Genomic DNA, 18,567 nt, shown 5'->3' on the forward strand with positions numbered 1-18,567 from the left:
GTTTAAATATTTTTATCTGTCCATTCTGTTCTTTACTATTTTTGTGAAGTTCCCTTTTCCTACAAACTCCTACTTACTTCCTCTACTAATTTCTTCGTACTTTCATAGGCAGATTCCGCTAAACTAATCGCAGAGATAACGGAAACACCATCCGCACCTGCTTCTATAACCGAAGCTGTATTTTCAATTGAAATGCCACCAATCCCAACAATCGGTATTGTAATTCCTTGTTCTCTAAAATGAGCTAAACCTTTCGTTCCTTGCACCGCTTTCGTATCCTTTTTCGTACTCGTCGGAAAAATTGGGCCAACTCCTAAATAATCAGCTCCGTTTTTAATTGCCCAGCGTGCTTCTTCAATTGTATGGGTAGATACACCAACAATTTTATCCCCCATTTTTTCACGAACAGAAGTAATTCCTTCATCATCTTGTCCAACATGCACGCCATCTGCATCTAACTCGAGAGCTAGTTCCACATCATCATTTACGATGAATGGTACACCGTATTCCTTACAAATTGCTTGTAATTCTTTTGCGAAACAAATACGTTCTTCTCCCGTTAAAGCCCCTTCTCCCTTTTCACGAAATTGAAAAATTGTTATACCACCTTCAAGTGCCTCTCTCAATACTTGCAGTGGATCCTTCGTACAATTGTTACTTCCCATAATAAAATATACTGATAATAACTTAGACATTTCTGCCTTTGAAATACGTGACATTTATTTTCCCTCCTTACTATATAACCTCAATCTTCCCATACTTTTCTATATCACCCGAAGTCGTATTGGCTAACTGATTTAAAAATTCAATTTGGAAACTACCAGGTCCTTTTTCTACTGTCTTAGCAGCTGCTAGTTCCGCGGCTACACCATAAAACGTTAATGCCGCTAATGCAGCCTTTACATAATCCTTTTCTACCGCTACAAATGCTCCTATTACAGAAGTTAGTAAACAACCAGTTCCCGTAATTTTCGTTAAAATAGAGTGACCATTTCGAATAACAATAGTTCGCTCTCCATCTGTAACAACATCTTCTTTTCCAGTAATCACCGCAACTGTATTTAGTTCATCTGCTGCCTGCTTTGCAATACTTACGACATTACCATTTCCAGCACCAGCGTCTACCCCTTTAATTTCCCATTTTTCATTAATAACGTTCGCTATTTCAGCTGCATTTCCGCGAATAATTGCTAATTCGATTTCAGCCGGAATATGTCTCGCAACTTCTGTTCGATACGAAGTTGCCCCTGCGCCAACCGGATCAAACAGTACCGGTACATCATTCCTATTAGCCGACTTACCAGCAAGTAACATCGCTTCTACCTCGTCAGGACGAAGTGTCCCCATATTTAATACTAACGCCCCAGCAATGCTAGCCATTTCTGCTACTTCTTCTTTTGCATACGCCATTACAGGGGATGCCCCTAATGCTAATAAACCGTTAGCTGTAAAATTTGTTACAACAACATTTGTAATATTATGAACGAGCGGATTAGATTCTCTCACCAAATCCACTACTTTGCTAATTTCTTTCGTATTCATCCTTCTCATCTCCTAACTATAGTGATGGGAGATACACAAAAAGGCACTTTGCGCGTACGCAAAGTGCCTGAACATGTGCTTTTACACTCTCCCTACGCTGGCATTATCCAACAGGTTCAAATGGTCAATGACGGAATAGTCATACTCTCAGTTTGCATCCACAAACTCCCATGTGCTTATTATTCATCTACTTCAAAGTCTACTCTTATTCTACTAAAATAACAAGTTCTTTACTTTTCTATTTAATATGGAAGCAACCTATATAACAATAAGCATAATAAAATGAAACTTTAATCAGTAGAGACTTTGTTCATTCCACTAAAAACCGTTCAAATATGGAGCGAAACTGAATCTCAAGAAGATGTATGCTATAGTTAACGTATGGAAATTTGAAAGGATGTTTTTAATATGGCAAAAAGCGTTGTAATCGCTGAAAAACCTTCCGTTGCACGAGATATTGCGCGTGTACTGAAGTGTGATAAAAAAGGAAATGGCTACCTTGAAGGTAGTAAATATATTGTAACTTGGGCTTTAGGTCATCTTGTTACATTAGCTGATCCAGAAAGCTATGATGTGAAATATAAAAAGTGGAATTTAGAAGATTTACCGATGCTACCTGAGCGTTTGAAATTAACTGTTATTAAACAAACAGGGAAACAATTTAACGCTGTAAAAAGTCAGCTTCTTAGAAAAGATGTAAATGAAATTATTGTAGCGACAGACGCTGGACGTGAAGGGGAATTAGTTGCTCGTTGGATTATTGATAAGGTTCGAATTAACAAACCAATTAAACGTCTATGGATTTCATCTGTTACTGATAAAGCAATTAAAGATGGTTTCGCAAATTTAAAACCAGGTAAAGCATATGACAATTTATACGCTTCAGCTGTCGCACGTTCAGAAGCTGACTGGTATATCGGTCTTAACGCGACTCGCGCTTTAACGACTCGCTTTAATGCCCAGCTTAACTGTGGCCGTGTGCAAACACCTACTGTTGCTATGATCGCTAATCGTGAAGATGAAATAAAGAACTTCAAAGCTCAAACTTACTACGGCATTGAAGCTCAAACAACAAATCAATTAAAACTAACGTGGCAAGATGCAAATGGCAATAGCCGCAGTTTTAATAAAGAAAAAATTGATGGTATTGTAAAAGGTTTAGATAAACATAATGCTACTGTTTTAGAAATTGATAAAAAACAGAAGAAGTCATTCTCTCCTGGTCTTTACGATTTAACTGAATTGCAACGTGATGCCAATAAAAAGTTCGGTTACTCTGCGAAAGAAACATTGAATATTATGCAGAAATTGTATGAGCAACATAAAGTGCTAACATACCCTCGTACAGATTCGCGTTACATTTCATCTGATATCGTTGGAACACTTCCAGAACGTCTAAAGGCGTGCGGCGTTGGGGAATATCGTCCTTTAGCACATAAAGTATTACAAAAGCCTATCAAGGCTAATAAATCATTTGTTGATGATAGTAAAGTAAGCGATCACCACGCAATTATTCCGACAGAAGGATACGTTAACTTCTCAGCCTTCACAGATAAAGAACGTAAAATTTATGATTTAGTTGTCAAACGTTTCTTAGCTGTTTTATTCCCGGCATTCGAATACGAACAACTAACGTTACGCACAAAAGTCGGCAATGAAACGTTCATTGCACGCGGAAAAACAATTTTACATGCCGGTTGGAAGGAAGTATATGAAAATCGCTTTGAAGATGATGATGTAACTGATGACGTAAAAGAGCAGCTTTTACCTCGCATCGAAAAAGGCGATACATTAACTGTAAAGTTAATTATGCAAACATCAGGTCAAACGAAAGCACCTGCACGTTTTAACGAAGCAACTTTACTTTCAGCAATGGAAAATCCTACAAAATATATGGATACGCAAAATAAGCAACTTGCTGATACATTAAAATCAACTGGTGGATTAGGTACTGTAGCAACGCGTGCTGATATTATCGACAAGCTATTCAATTCATTCTTAATTGAAAAACGCGGTAAAGATATTCACATTACTTCAAAAGGCCGTCAGTTACTTGATTTAGTACCAGAAGAGTTAAAATCACCTACACTAACTGGTGAGTGGGAACAAAAGCTAGAGGCAATTGCAAAGGGTAAACTAAAAAAAGAAGTATTCATTTCCGAAATGAAGAACTATACGAAAGAAATTGTTTCTGAAATTAAATCGAGTGATAAAAAATATAAACATGACAACATTTCAACGAAGTCTTGTCCAGATTGCGGTAAACCAATGCTAGAGGTAAACGGCAAAAAAGGAAAAATGCTCGTTTGCCAAGACCGTGAATGTGGTCATCGTAAAAATGTATCTCGTACAACAAACGCTCGTTGCCCTCAGTGTAAGAAGAAGTTAGAATTACGTGGTGAAGGTGCAGGACAAATCTTTGCATGTAAATGTGGCTATCGCGAGAAATTATCCACATTCCAAGAAAGACGTAAAAAGGAATCTGGAAACAAAGCTGATAAGCGTGACGTTCAAAAATATATGAAACAGCAGAAAAAAGAAGAAGAACCATTAAATAACCCATTCGCAGAAGCATTAAAGAAATTAAAATTTGATTAAACAAAAAGGTTCCTACCTCTAGCGGTAGGAACCTTTTATGTTAGTGAATGATTTTACTTCCTTTTGCATTCTCAACGAATTTTTCACTTGATTTGTTAATTGGTGTTTTCAGTAATAACGCAGCAACAATCATAACTACTACGAAAGCACTTAACACAAGTAAATCTCGCGTTACAATATCCCATAGCATTCCGCCTACTGTTTCACGAATTGCACTAATTGCGTATGTGAACGGTAAGAACGGATAAATCGCTTGGAAGAACGCCGGTGTCATTTGAATTGGGAATGTTCCGCCCGATCCTGCTACTTGCAGTACAAGTAAAATGATCGCCATCGATTTCCCTACGTTTCCGAAAATAGAAACGAGTGAGTACACGATACAAACAAATACTCCACCTATAAATAAACTAAATAATACAAACCAGAACTTATCGACTACGTACGTACCGAGTAAGAATATATCTCCCATCGATACGATAAACGCCTGTGAAAGACCTATCGTTAAGAATGTTAATAAACGTCCGAAGTAAATTTCATGGCTCTTATAATTCGCGCCCTCTTCATGTACTTCTACTGTTAATAACGAAACCATTAATAATGCGCCTACCCATAATGCAAGCACTGTATAGAATGGTGACATTGCTGAACCATAGTTCGGCATTGCAAATAATTTATTCTCTTTTAAATTTACTGGATTTGCAAAGTAATCACTTTGCTTCTCAACATCGTTTTTCAACAAACGGATGATGTCTTTTAAATCCTCTTCAGATTCAAAATCACGAATTTTATCTGCTAATTCTTTAATCTTTTTCTCAGTAGCTGGCATTTCAGCTTTAATATCTGCTAATTTCTTTCTACCGTCTACTAAGCCTTTTGATGAATCTTCTAGTAATTTTTTAACATCTGGAAGCTTTTTGTCTGCTTCTTTTAAAATTTGAGATGTGTTTTTAGACATCTCTTTCGTACGAGCAATAGCTGCATTGAAATTTGGAGTGATTTCTGAGTCATATTTAGCTAAAATGTCACCAATTTGGCCCGAAACATTTTTAGATACTTCATTAATGCTCTCAATAACATCTACCGCTGGTTTTTGCCCTTTATTAATAGAGTCAATTCCTTTATCAGTTAAATCGATTCCTTTTTGAAGACCATCTTTTACTTTATTCAATTTAGAAATCGTGTTATTCGTGTTCTTATCACTATTTACATCTGCTAAAACTTTATTTGTATTTTCCAGAACTGGAATCATATCATTAACTAAATTCCATGCTGCTTTGAACTGTCCATTTAAATCATTTAAGGCTACTTTTGTAGAGTCTAATCCATTAACACCTGCGTTGCTTAAGTCTTCTCTTGCTTTTCCAAGTTCTGTTTTTACTCTGCTGTAATCACTTACAGCCTTATCGTACTTTTCTCTACCATTGTCTAATGCCTCATTGGTTTGATTTACTAACTCATTCGCTTTTTTTATATCTTGATTTAAATTACCTCTAAGTTGCTGAGCATCTTCTTTTACATTTTCAGCTTTGTCTTTCAATTGCTCAGCTTGGTTTTTCAATTGCTCAGCTGTGCTTACTGCTTTTTCGAAATCTGCTACAAACGTAGCATTATAATCTGCTTCTGCTTGATTTACCAAGTTATTTATTGCATCTAGCTTTTTATTAGTAGCATCTCTTACATCTTGTTTCACTTCTTGCCCTGTACCAATAATATTGGCAATATCTTTAACGCCACCATTTGCATTTACAATTGCTGTTTTAAGGTTTGTTAATTTCTCTATTCTCTTTTGGAAGAATTCTTTTCCAAAATCAGTTGATGCCGACTCTTTAAATTTAGTAAAGATATCAATTACATATGAAACACTATCTGCTCTACCTTGTAGCGTCTCAGAAACATTATTAAGATCTTGTTTCGCTTTCTCTGGATCAAAATTACCATTTTGCAACCCGTTTATAACACCTTGTGCGTAAGTTGTTCCGACACGTATCGAACTAAAAACATTATTTACAGTTTGATTAATATTTTTAGCAATATTTTTATACCCCTCACCATTCACTTGCGGTAATGCTGGAATTTCTGGTATTTCTGGTATTTGTGGTATTTGCGGAATAGTTATATTAGGTAACACTGGTAATTTAGCTGGATCTGGAAGTGTCAGATTAAAATCAAATGAAGGATTTTTTAAGTAATCCGTAATTTTCGCTGCAGCATCCAATCCCTGCTTCGTTACAATTAAATTATTCTTAATAGTTCCTGGAGCACGATTCAATGTTTCATCGTTTCTCGCAAAGAATGCATCTAAGCTCTTAAGTGTATCCTGACCATCATTAATAACACTCTCTACAACCGGCAACTCTTTCTGCGCTACTTTCACAACATCCTCTGCTCGAGTCGCATCATCTAAAGCCTTATCCATCAATGTATTCATTTCTGGGAACTGCGCTTCTAACTTAAATACAAGATCTTTTACTTTCTCAATACTTGGTAAGTTTGTTTCTAAATCGATTCCAAGGTCATTGAAGATTTTAAAAATCTCACCGTTCGCTGTTTTAACAAAGTTTTTACTAATTTCTTCTGTAATACCTGATGCACCTTTTGCTGTAATCTTCGGTGCAATCGCATTTACCTTTTCATTTACATAGTAATCAAGTTCTGGTTTCTGTGGATTTTCATCCAGAACAGTTGCAATCTTTTCAGAGAAGTCTTTTGGGATCGTAATACTTGCATAGTAATCCCCGCGTTCCACTCCGTAAATTGCCTGTTTTTCATCTACAAATTTCCAGCCAAGCTTTTTGTTTTTCTTAAGAGAATCTACAATCTCGTCCCCGATATTGATATCTTTCCCTCTTAAATTAGAGCCTGCATCTTGGTTAGAAACTGCAATGGGAACTTCTTTTGTATTTCCATATGGATCCCAAGAAGCTTTAATGTTAAACCATGCATATAACGATGGTAAAATCATTAACCCTACAACAATAACAATTGCAGCCCAATGTTTAGCTACATTCCGTAAATCCGTCTTATAAATACGCCAAATTTGTTTCATAGAAGTTATCACCTAATTATATATTTTTCCTTCTTTAGAAAATGATACATACATTTTGCAATTATATCACTTTCTACATCGTGGATTAACCAAAAACGAACTATTTTTTACCATTAACTTTAACTTACTACATTATATAACGAAGTAAGTCAAAGTATGAATACAAAATGACCAAATCGGTTTTACATTCAATAATAACAAATATATAGGAAATGTCATAAAAAATACAAGTATTTTCTCTTGGAAATACTTGTATTCCTAAAAAAACCTCACAGCTTTTTATCATCTGTGAGGTTTTCTTCTATTATATATCTACTTGTACTTCTACACCGAAATGATCTGAAATTATATTTCGGTTTGTACCATTAAAAATAACCTTTGAAGAACGAACTTTCTCACTTCGGTTACACAATATTAGATCGATTCGTAAATTATGTTTATTTTCATCCCAACCAGCAATTTCACCTTGGACAGTTGTTCCTTCATCCTTCTCTATTGCTAGTTCATATGTGTCGTACAAACCCTTTTGCATCATATATTCATAGCCCTCACCTTGCAAACGGGCATTATTATTAAAATCACCCATTAAGAAGGAAAGTTCATTGCTATCTACATGCTCCATTAAACGATTCACTTGACCTTTAAATGATTCTTCTTCATCATTCCACCAACCGAGGTGGCAAGAGTAAAACGTGATGTTCTTCCCATTATAAGCAATTGTTGCACTTACAATTTTGCGTGTTTTCCAATACGTTGTATCCTTATTTTCTGAAATAAAGAACGTATCTTCTTTTACAACATTATGCTTCGTTATAATCGCTAATCCTTCTTCATACACATCATAACCAATATGAGAGAAATCCCAAGTAATATTGTAATCTTTTACATGTAACGCATTTAACTCTTCTAATAGTAAAAGCCCAAAATTATCTTCTTTCTTGTTACCGCATACATTTTTAGCCCCTATCGACTGACTTACTTCTTGCAATGCGATAACATCGTACTCTTCTTCTTGAATGACTTTAGCAAGATATTTTATCTTTTCTATTTGATTTTCTTCTTGCCAAGAGTGACAGTTTAAAGTTAGCAATTTCATATTATTACGCACCTAACATATCTTGAATGTCTGACTTTAATACGTCAGCTTTCGGGCCATATACCGCTTGTACACCTTTATCTTTTACGATAAGTCCTAAAGCACCATTTTGTTTCCACTGCGCTTCTGGTGCAACAACATCTAAATCTTTTACTGTTACACGTAAACGTGTCATACAAGCATCTACGTCAGCAATATTTTCTTTTCCACCTAATAGATCAATAACTTTTGTTGCTAATGAACCATCTTGTACATTTCCTGTTCCTTCTGATGTCTCATCTTCGTTATCAATATAGTTACCTGCACGTCCTGGTGTTGGTAAGTTGAACTTTTTAATTAAGAAATTGAATAACGTAAAGTTCAGACCGAAGAATACTAATGAAACGATAACGAAATTGATTAAATCTCTAGTTAGTCCTGCATTAACCATCATCGGTGTACGAGTAATTAACTCAATAAATCCGAATGCGTGAACACGTAAGTTAATTAAATCTGCTAATGCGAATGCAAGTCCTGTTGTAATTGCATATACAACATATAATACTGGAGCAATAAACATGAACATGAATTCAATTGGTTCTGTTACACCTGTTAAAAATACTGCTAATGCTGCTGATAAGAACATTGGTTTATATTTTGAACGTTTTTCTTTATCAACATTACGGAACATCGCGAAAGCAATCCCCATTAATGCTGCTGTTGAACCGATAACTTGTCCAGCTTTGAAACGAGCTGGTACAACGTTATTTAATAAATCGTTATATGCTTTTGTATCTCCATTTGCTAATAAGTTATTTAAATCTGTAATCCATGCAAGCCATAAAGGATCTTGTCCTGCTACAACTTGTCCAACTTTTGAGCCAGTTAACATCGTATATGTTCCACCTAGCTCTGTATAGTTCATCGGAATTGTTAACATATGATGTAAACCGAATGGTAATAGTAAACGCTCTAACGTTCCATATACAAATGGTGCAACAATTGGTGCACTATCTTTTGAAGCTGCAATCCAGCGACCAAATTCATTTAATCCACTTTGGATGAATGGCCATAAAAGTGATAATACAATTGCAGTTACTGTAGACCAAACAATTACAACGAATGGTACGAATCGTTTTCCATTAAAGAATGCTAATGCTTGTGGCAGTTTGTTATAGTTATAATATTTGTTATATAAAGTAGCTCCTAAGAAACCTGTGATAATCCCTACGAAAACTCCCATGTTTAATGCTGGTGCACCAAGTACAGAAGTAAAGTAATCTTTTACAATTAAATCTCCTGCTAATACTGAAGAAACTTTCGCTTTTGAATCCGCTAACATTTCAGCGTTTACACCAAATATAGCTCCTGTAATTCTGTTCGTTAAGACGAATGCTAATAGCGCTGCAAATGCACCACCTGCACGATCTTTCGCCCAAGATCCCCCGATTGCTACTGCGAATAAGATGTGTAGATTAGTAATAATTGCCCAACCGATGTCTTCCATTACGCGAGCGATTGTATGAACTGCGTTAATATCCCCAGCAGACATTCCAATTAACTTACCGATAGAAATCATTAAACCAGCTGCTGGCATTACAGCTACAACAACTAATAATGCTTTCCCGAACTTTTGCCAAAAATCAAAAGACGTAATTTTCATCTGTTCTTCCTCCCCTTTATTTATAACAACATAATGATTTAAATTATAATTTCTGTTTCCTTTATGAAAACGATTCCTTATTTCGTTTTTATCCCTTTACGCAACCGTTTTCATAAATCTATTTTAATAAAAGCGTTTTCACTTTGCAATAGAAATTTATTATTTTTCATAAAAAAAGATGCTCTTAGAGCATCCTTTTTTATTATGAAATGCGATAAACCCTTGTTTCATAAGGCTTTAACGTGATTGTAGTTACTTGTTCATGTTCCGCAACTTCATAGTTATTTAAAAGCAAACGTTTGCGTTCTATTGCAAATGAATCCTCATTATATACAGCTTCCTCTTTTGAGATATTACTAATTACAATGATTTTTTCATCGTTTAATGTACGAGTATATGCATAAATTTGCGGATCATCTTCTAAAAGTAAATCGTACGTACCATAATTCAGTACATCGTGCTCTTTTTTCAAGGCAATCATTTTCTTATAGAAATTGAAAATAGAGTTTTCTTCATTTTTCTGCTTTTCAACATTAATCTCTTTGTAGTTTTGATTCATACTAAACCAAGGTGCACCTGTTGTGAAGCCAGCATTCATCTCATCGTTCCACTGCATAGGTGTACGTGAATTATCGCGGCAAGAAGCCCATATAATTTCCATCATATCTTGATGGGATACGCCCTCTACAATTTTCTCACGATATAAATTTTTAGTTGCAACATCATCGTAATCTTCAACATTTGGTAATTGGACATTTGTCATCCCAATTTCTTGCCCTTGATAAATAAACGGTGTACCGTGCATAAAGAAATACATTGCTCCTAAAGCTGTCGCACTTTCACGCCAATATTGTTTATCATCTCCCCAAGTTGAAACGATACGCGGCTTATCGTGATTCTCAATATATAAAGCATTCCACCCTTTATTTTCTAACCCTTTTTGCCATTTGGTTAATACCTTTTTCAGTCCTACAACATCAAGGTCTTTCTTCTTTTCAGCATCCCATAAGCTTAAATGTTCGAATTGGAATACCATATTGAACTTACCTTGCTCTTCTCCAACCCAAAGCTCAGCATCTTCAATCTTAACGCCATTCGCTTCACCAACAGTCATAATATCGTACTTAGAAAATGTATTTTCTTTTAACTCTTCTAATAAAGGTTGAATACCATCCACATTCATATGTTTATCAAAAGATGGTACATACTTTAGTTCTTTTGGATTTGGCATATCTTTAAAGCCATCTTCTTTTTTTATATGGCTGATCGCATCCACACGGAAACCATCAATTCCTTTATCAAGCCACCAATTAACTGTGTCGTATAACACTTCTCGAACTTCTTTATTCTCCCAGTTTAAATCTGGTTGTTTACGCGAGAATAAGTGTAAATAATATTGTCCTGTTACTTCATCATATTCCCATGCCGAACCATTAAAAATACTTTCCCAGTTGTTTGGTTCCGCACCATCTTTACCATCATGCCAAATATACCAATCACGCTTCGGATTGTCTTTAGATGAACGAGACTCAATAAACCATGGATGTTCATCACTTGTATGATTAATAACTAAATCAATAATAAGCTTCATATCACGTTTATGAACCTCATCTAGTAAAGCATCAAAGTCTTCCATCGTACCAAACTCATCCATAATATCTTGATAATCACTAATGTCATAACCATTATCATCATTAGGTGACTTATACATTGGACAAATCCAAATTACATCTATTCCTAAATCTTTTAAATAATCCAGTTTCGCAATAATACCTTGTAAATCTCCAATACCATCGCCATTTGAATCCATAAAGCTACGTGGATAAATTTGATAAGCAACCGCTTCTTTCCACCATGTCTTATTCATAGTCATTCTCTCCTTTTGCATCCCATCGGAATTTTTTTATGCAAACGTTTTCGTAACACTATCATAACAAAATATGGAGAGTTTGCAACGAGAATTTTTTACACTACTATTAAATATCTACATTCCTTTACAAAATCATCCCCTATTTCATTGTTATTGCAGAAGTTTTATTATTGTCAGATCTGATTAGCTTACTTTCTTTAATATAAAATAAGACCATGATTAATGTGCATCTTCCACTTATCTTCTTTATTTCACTAAATTTTGATGTAGTAGTATCAATATCCGTTAATGTAAAATTCCTACTTACCATATGAAATGATTCCAAATATGAAGGAACTTAAAAAAGGTAATCCCTATTTTCATACAGAGATCACCTTCTTAAGATTACATTATTTTTTAATACCCTTATAAGGGGGAACATTTCAACTTCCTTCTCCAAACAATCCCTTTTATTACCTATTTATTTCAGCTTATTTTCCCTGCTGCGTCTTTTCTCCTCTTTCTTCTTCTCATATAAATAGAAAGTAAAAGTACAACTAAAATAAAGATTGGAATGGCTACCATCCAATCTTTGGACGTAGATGGTTTTGAAATCATTTCTTTTTCTTTTTCTTCATAAGGAATTCGATGCCCTCTAATTAACAAACGATGTGTATTCACACCATAAGGAGTACATGTAATTAAAGTAGCGTAATCCTTATTTTCCACAATTAATAGATCATCTACTTCATGCGGCAACACAACTTTAATTTGATCTACTTTATAAGCAAGGACCTTATCTAATGAATGAATATAAAAAACATCCGATTCCTTCATTTCATCCAAATCAGTAAATAATAATGCAGAAGGTAAACCCCTATGCCCCGTTAAAACAGTGTGTGTGTTTGTTCCTCCTACTGGTAATGAAGATTTATCTAAATGACCTACACCGCGACTCAAAACTGCCTCTGAAGTCCCTTGATAGATTGGAAGTTTCACATTAATCTGAGGTATTTCAATATAACCCATTGTATCGCCTAGGTTTAAAGCATCTGCATAAGAATTTTGATCAGCTTTTTGTTGTTCAGCAAATGGATCTGAAAATGTTTGTCCAGAGTGTTGAACTTGCTTATTATGCTCATCTGCCTCTTTTTCTCGACGTTCGAGCTCTTTCTTTTGAAGGGACTTTACAGCTTTATCATAAGAACTAACTTGAGAATAATGTGTTCTTGTTGCAAACCAATCGCTTACAGTTGGATACAAAAATATACCTAGTCCTAATAAAAAAATGCATCCAAAAAAGATATTTTGTTTCATAGTACCCCCTTTAAGTATTTAAAAATATTAAAAAGAGGAAAGCTATCCGCTTCTCCTCTTTTTATGCTATATCATTATCATTTTCTAAAACCTTAATTTTTCGCTGTATTTCTTCTGAAGAAAACAAATGCTGCTACAGCCATCAACACAAGACCCACTACAGTAAATAGCATTGTTCCCCTACCACCTGTTGAAGGGAGTACCCAGCCACTTTTATTATTCTTTACTTCTAATTTAATAGTTTTGTGCTCTGCATTAATTGTTACATCAATTGGATCTCTTAATTTTTGATAAGAAGCTTTTGTACCATCTTCTTTTTCATAAGTTGGTGCTTTCGTTTCAACTACTTGGTAGTCTCCGTATGGGAGGTTATTCCATGTGATAATACCATTTTCATCAGATACACCTTTTACTTCTTGCTTTCCTACTACTACCACATTACCTTTTTTATCTTGCAATTCGAATTCTGCACCTTGTAATTTCTTATTATCAGCACCATCAACTTTCGTCAACTCAATGCTACCAGCTGTTGGGACAACAATTACCGGCTTAGATTCTTTTTGATCTTTTACATTATTATTATTTTCAAAATTAATTGTTGCTTTATTTGGAATTTCCGTTCCAGCTGCTACGTCTTCTTTAATCTGTGATTTAATTTGTAAATGCAACTCTTTTTTCTCATTTAATTTTGAGAAATCTTTCACAGTCGCTGTTACTTTTTGACCTTCTACAACTACTTCTACCACACTTGAATCTACTTCTACACCATCGATGTACACAACTGGTTTTCCTTGCATTACTAATCGATTATCTAACGTATCTGTTACAACATACTGTTTATAGTCTTTAATATCTTCTGGAATTAATGTTTTAATATCATAGTTATAATCTGTTTGTGTATTAATTGGTAAGAACTCTAAATCTTTATTAATCTTTTTGTCTATCGTTGGCTCTTCATAGTTCTTTACTTCCACAGTCTCTACTTTACCAGATGTAATTGAACCATCTTTACTAAGAGTACCTGATTCAATAATTGAGAATCCATGTTTTGTTAGATCTTTAACATAACCTTTTGGTGCTTCTTTCTCTTGGAAATAATACTTACCATACTCTAAACCTTCTACACGAATTTTACCATCTGTACCTGTTACTAACTTTTCTTTAACTACTTTACCATCCTCTGTATATAAAGAGAATTCCACACCTGGAAGTACTTTACCTTTTGCACCTATTTTTGTTAATTCTACTGCTCCACGTTTGATTTCATTCTTTGGATACATGTGAACATCGTAGTTTAGCACATCGCCCGTTTTACTTGTCATTGGAATGTCAACTGTATACGTATGTGGATTTAAGTTAACATGCTCTGGTCCAGCAACTTCTTTTACTTCATAACGTCCTAACTGTAAATTTGTAAATACTGCCTCGCCTTTATCAGTTGTTGTCATTTTGATTGCTTCTGCGTTTGTTACAGGCTTTACATTTTCCTTTACAATCTTTCCATCATTTGAAATCTTTTCGAATGACGCAATTTGCTTAATTTCAAATGTTACACCTTTTAATGGATTAACATCTTCAGGTAAAGTTTGATTCGCAGAACCATCACCCTCTACACCTGGATCTCCATTTTTTTCTTGTGCGTACTTATGAATGGTTAAAGAACCTGTATCTTTTGATGCTGCACTCACAAACATACTAGGCAACATAGAAAACGTTAATGTCAAAATTAAAAGCATACTGAAAATCTTTTTCATATTATTTTTCCTCACTATCTCTATAAATTTTTCAATTTAAAACTCTATTACTTATTCCTTTTATTTCGAACATATAAGAACACAACTAGTAACATTAAAATCCCACCGATAGAATAGAAAATGCCTGTACCTATCCCTCCGGTTTTTGGGATTTCCCACTGACTCTTTTGATTTTCTATCGTTATTTTGTGTACTGATGACCCGACTTCTACTGTAATTGGCTCTTTCAAAAGCATATATCCATCTGGGGCTTTTACTTCTTTAATTGTATATTTTCCGAACAGTAATGGATTGGAAACTGCGTTACCATTTTCATCTGTTGTTAATTTCCCAATCTCTTTACCATCTTTGTCTAAAATCTGAAACACAGCATTTTTTAATTTCAGATTGACATCTGTAGCATCGACCTTCGTAATTTCAATTACACCTTTTTCTAGCAATTCATTTTCAACGGTCTTCTCTATTGGTGTTTTTGTGTCTTTCGTTATTTCAAAGTCGTATGACTTATTATCTAGTTTATAACCTTCTGGAGCTTCGACTTCAACTAGCTTATATTCACCAATTGGTAAATCTATTGCCTTAGCTTTTCCATCTTCACCTGATGTAATTGTTTGAATGACATGATTATCTTTATCTCGGACTTCGAAAACAGCACCTTTTAATGGAATGTTGCTGCCTTTTTCTACTTTCGTAACTTGTAACTCTCCAGCACCAACTATATCTTCAACTAGTCCAGCATCGATTGTCATATTATGTTCATCTTCACCAAGTTTGATCATTTCTGAATAGCCATCTTTATCAACATTCGAATCAATTCTTGCATCATTACCAACGTTTTTGTTTGTCCATTTGTAACCATCTGGTAACTTAAATCTCACTTGGTATTCATCTGGATCTAAATTTACAAACTTGTAATAACCAGGATTTCCTTTTTTGTCATTACCAGTTCTCGTCATACTAATAACTTTTCCATCTTTATCTAATAGCTCTACGACTACACCATTCACACCAGTGTTTCCATCGTTTTGAATACCATCTTTATTTTTATCTAGCCAGACGTAATCTCCTAATGAGCTCTTTTTCGAAGCCTGTAATTGTACACCCACTCGGTTTGGCTCTGCTGGTTGAATCCAATTTCCTGTTACATCATTTATCGCACTGTATCCAAATGAATTCCATGCAATTCCCGCCGAAGCATCCATATCAACAGGTGCACGCATTGACCATTCTAGTGTCGCTGCTTCGCCTGGATATACAAGCTTATTCTTATCAAATTCAAATTTAACTGCCGTTACTTTTGTTAAATCCGCCGGTGGCTCTAAAGACCAATTCGGATCATTTGCACCATCTGGATTCACAAAAGCATCATTTCCTTGAATTAAATCATCACGCTTAGGCTTTGAAACAGTCGTATAATAAATCTTAATGAAGTCACCGTCAGTAAGCTGGATTGGTGATGTTAGGTATGGGGTCCATTTGCTACCACGCTCTTGTGAATGATTCTTCGTTTGTAAAACTGACTGGTCACCCTCCGCAGGGAATATATCAATTAAGACACCATTCCTAACCGCTACGGTTCCACCATTTTCAATTTTCAAACGATATTTCACTTCTCCACCTGGTACTGTCGTCGCTACTTCTGGTGAACCTTTCCAGCTATCATCTAGTTCACCTTTTACATATTTAATTGATTTTAAAGATTGTTCTTCTTCAATCTCAACAGCATCTTGACTTTCAATAATTGGGTCACTTATGTCGCCATCACCATCAAGATCATTTTCATCTTTTCCTGTTGGCTGTCCCCACTTATCTGCCGATATAATTGTCGAGGCATTAGACATTAAGCCCGCCTTATTATAGTACTTTCCTGCCATCGCAAAGTTGTTAACCCTTACTTTAAACTTAACAGTCACAGCGCTTCCCGCTGAAATGTCTAATTCTGAGAAAGTCCATCGTAAAAGCGTTCTTCCTTTTTCTTTATAATTAGGAATCGATTCCACCTTTACTTTTTTTGCATCATAAGGTTTTCTTTCCCATTCATCTTTAACAGTAGTAAACTTCTCCGAACCCGGAACATATTCTAATCCCTTTGGTAACCAATCTACAATTATTGGTTGTTTTAAAGGTGTAGAGCTCCAATCAACTTTACCAGTTAGTTCAAATTCCACTTCTTCTCCCTTGATATACTTTTCTCCAGGCTTCGTTAACGCCTTTTTCTTAAAAGTAACCTTTGATTCGGGATTTTCTTTTACTTTTACTTGCGCTGTCGCTTCTTTTATATAGTTTTTCCCGTCAATATCATATGAAATATGTGCGGTATTTTTCAAAATACCTTCTTTAAAGTTCGGATCATCCACTTTAAACATTAACCATGCCCCATAACTCATTTTAAAATCTGCAGGCACTTTACCAAACTCATATCGGATTCCGGTTACTTTGTCACCTTCAACTAATGATAAAGAAGAAACATCTAACCATTCTCCGTTCGTATTACCACGAATCACTTTCCACTCTTTCCACTCCTGGTTATCCTTCGTTTTGTATAAAACCTTATATTCACTTACACCTGAAAATGCCCCTGTATGCATTCTCGTAAAATGAAGTTGTTCATCAAAACGGTCATCTTGGAGCACAAAATTATCAATTTCCTTAGAATATTGATTTTGAATGTTAGATAATGTAAAAGCAATTTCTTCTTCTTTACTGTACTCAGACTTTTGGGCAGTCTTTCTCAGCTCTGAAAAAGCTTGCTCTGGAGGAATAACAGGAGGTTTTTTATTTGTTACTTCAACATACACATGTGTTTGTTTTGTTAATTCCTCTTCCCCTTTTGGCTTTAGTTTTGCCTCAACTCTATTTAGAACTTGTTGATTTTGATCTTCACCAAAATTTTCCTCAGGGAACTTAACCTTAACTTTAACAACTTTCTCGCCTTCTACATTTTTCAAATCCCATACGACTGTATGTGAATTCGCATCATATTTCCCGTTATCACTAGCTGATATAAACTGTGCTTCTTTCGGTAGTAGATCTTTTATTGAAAGCGAATCAAGTGTAGTGGGTCCCCTAACGTGTTGAGCACGAATCCTGTACTCGACTTCTTCTCCTGGCTTAATCGTCCACTTATTAGGAGTTTTACGCATTTCCCACTCTGGTTTTTTAGGGGGTTCAGGTGGTACTTCTTTTTCATATGCTACAACCGTTACTTCATTGGAAGTTTTGCCTCCTTGATCAGATACAAAATCTGCTACAGCTGTAGCTTTCGTTCCATTTTTTGTTCCTTTAGGAAACTTCACTGTAATAGGAACTGCTTTAGAATCTCCATTGGGAAGGGGCTCTTTAAATGTATAAATAACCGAATGCGTTTCTTTATCGTATACTGCATCCGTACCACTAATTTTCCCATGTCTTACATACTCGACTTCAGGTGGTAGTTTAACAATAATTTTTGCATCTTTATGCCCACCTTCTAATCCAAATGTACTTAAATCAAGTTGATATACAAAATCTTTATCTACATTTTTTTGCGAACCATCTCCGCCCTCAACCGAAAGCTTTACGCTGACATTTGCTTCTTTGTCATATGTTTCTGCTGCCACAATATGTATAAATGGCTGTACAATAATTTGCATTACCATTAAACAAATGACAAATATACTAATCTGTTTACTCTTCATACTCACACCTCTCTATTAATCTCCTTAACACCAAAGAGATTGGCTA

General features: G+C 35.2%; 10 protein-coding genes and 1 riboswitch. Of the genes, 1 reads left to right on the forward strand and 9 read right to left on the reverse strand.

Features of this window, described 5'->3' with window-relative positions; all coding sequences use genetic code 11:
- Positions 1-59: 59 nt before the first annotated feature.
- Positions 60-719, reverse strand: coding sequence for a thiamine phosphate synthase (gene thiE / locus RCJ96_RS21445; RefSeq protein ID WP_242304644.1), 660 nt, complete (start codon positions 717-719; stop codon positions 60-62).
- 16 nt (positions 720-735) lie between these two features.
- Positions 736-1,542 (reverse strand): hydroxyethylthiazole kinase, encoded by an 807-nt coding sequence (gene thiM, locus RCJ96_RS21450; RefSeq protein ID WP_270795284.1) that lies wholly within the window; start codon positions 1,540-1,542, stop codon positions 736-738.
- Between the two features lie 72 nt (positions 1,543-1,614).
- Positions 1,615-1,724, reverse strand: a riboswitch (TPP riboswitch).
- A gap of 226 nt (positions 1,725-1,950) precedes the next feature.
- Here thiM and topB point away from each other — a divergent pair.
- Complete coding sequence (topB, locus tag RCJ96_RS21455) at positions 1,951-4,140, forward strand: DNA topoisomerase III (RefSeq protein ID WP_001140209.1); 2,190 nt, start codon at positions 1,951-1,953, stop codon at positions 4,138-4,140.
- 40 nt (positions 4,141-4,180) lie between these two features.
- Here the strand turns inward: topB and RCJ96_RS21460 are convergent, their stop codons facing one another.
- The 7 genes from RCJ96_RS21460 to RCJ96_RS21490 all read right to left on the reverse strand — a co-directional run bounded on the left by RCJ96_RS21460 (position 4,181) and on the right by RCJ96_RS21490 (position 18,521).
- Positions 4,181-7,186, reverse strand: a complete 3,006-nt coding sequence (locus tag RCJ96_RS21460) for a YhgE/Pip family protein (RefSeq protein ID WP_416504468.1) — start codon at positions 7,184-7,186, stop codon at positions 4,181-4,183.
- A 304-nt stretch (positions 7,187-7,490) separates the two neighbouring features.
- Positions 7,491-8,282 carry an endonuclease/exonuclease/phosphatase family protein gene (locus RCJ96_RS21465; RefSeq protein ID WP_029437300.1) on the reverse strand — a complete coding sequence of 264 codons (792 nt, stop codon included), beginning with the start codon at positions 8,280-8,282 and terminating at the stop codon, positions 7,491-7,493.
- 4 nt (positions 8,283-8,286) lie between these two features.
- Positions 8,287-9,924, reverse strand: coding sequence for a PTS transporter subunit IIBC (locus RCJ96_RS21470; protein ID WP_074608143.1), 1,638 nt, complete (start codon positions 9,922-9,924; stop codon positions 8,287-8,289).
- A 202-nt stretch (positions 9,925-10,126) separates the two neighbouring features.
- Positions 10,127-11,791 (reverse strand): glycoside hydrolase family 13 protein, encoded by a 1,665-nt coding sequence (locus RCJ96_RS21475; RefSeq protein ID WP_416504467.1) that lies wholly within the window; start codon positions 11,789-11,791, stop codon positions 10,127-10,129.
- 468 nt (positions 11,792-12,259) lie between these two features.
- The gene (locus tag RCJ96_RS21480) at positions 12,260-13,090 is read right to left on the reverse strand and encodes a class C sortase (RefSeq protein WP_416504466.1); all 831 of its coding nucleotides are present in this window, start codon (positions 13,088-13,090) and stop codon (positions 12,260-12,262) included.
- Positions 13,091-13,182: 92 nt separating this feature from the next.
- Positions 13,183-14,844: a SpaH/EbpB family LPXTG-anchored major pilin gene (locus tag RCJ96_RS21485; protein WP_446699841.1), complete on the reverse strand. Its 1,662-nt coding sequence runs from the start codon at positions 14,842-14,844 to the stop codon at positions 13,183-13,185.
- A gap of 47 nt (positions 14,845-14,891) precedes the next feature.
- Positions 14,892-18,521: a SpaA isopeptide-forming pilin-related protein gene (locus RCJ96_RS21490; RefSeq protein WP_446699842.1), complete on the reverse strand. Its 3,630-nt coding sequence runs from the start codon at positions 18,519-18,521 to the stop codon at positions 14,892-14,894.
- Between the last annotated feature and the right edge of the window lie 46 nt (positions 18,522-18,567).

It is taken from the genome of Bacillus sp. BSL6, from assembly GCF_052928345.1.

Excerpts from the sequence above, each read along its gene's own strand:
- thiE (WP_242304644.1), bottom strand. The coding sequence starts at position 719 with ATGTCACGTATTTCAAAGGCAGAAATGTCTAAGTTATTATCAGTATAT.
- thiM (WP_270795284.1), bottom strand. The coding sequence starts at position 1,542 with ATGAATACGAAAGAAATTAGCAAAGTAGTGGATTTGGTGAGAGAATCT.
- topB (WP_001140209.1), top strand. The coding sequence starts at position 1,951 with ATGGCAAAAAGCGTTGTAATCGCTGAAAAACCTTCCGTTGCACGAGAT.
- RCJ96_RS21460 (WP_416504468.1), bottom strand. The coding sequence starts at position 7,186 with ATGAAACAAATTTGGCGTATTTATAAGACGGATTTACGGAATGTAGCT.
- RCJ96_RS21465 (WP_029437300.1), bottom strand. The coding sequence starts at position 8,282 with ATGAAATTGCTAACTTTAAACTGTCACTCTTGGCAAGAAGAAAATCAA.
- RCJ96_RS21470 (WP_074608143.1), bottom strand. The coding sequence starts at position 9,924 with ATGAAAATTACGTCTTTTGATTTTTGGCAAAAGTTCGGGAAAGCATTA.
- RCJ96_RS21475 (WP_416504467.1), bottom strand. The coding sequence starts at position 11,791 with ATGAATAAGACATGGTGGAAAGAAGCGGTTGCTTATCAAATTTATCCA.
- RCJ96_RS21480 (WP_416504466.1), bottom strand. The coding sequence starts at position 13,090 with ATGAAACAAAATATCTTTTTTGGATGCATTTTTTTATTAGGACTAGGT.
- RCJ96_RS21485 (WP_446699841.1), bottom strand. The coding sequence starts at position 14,844 with ATGAAAAAGATTTTCAGTATGCTTTTAATTTTGACATTAACGTTTTCT.
- RCJ96_RS21490 (WP_446699842.1), bottom strand. The coding sequence starts at position 18,521 with ATGAAGAGTAAACAGATTAGTATATTTGTCATTTGTTTAATGGTAATG.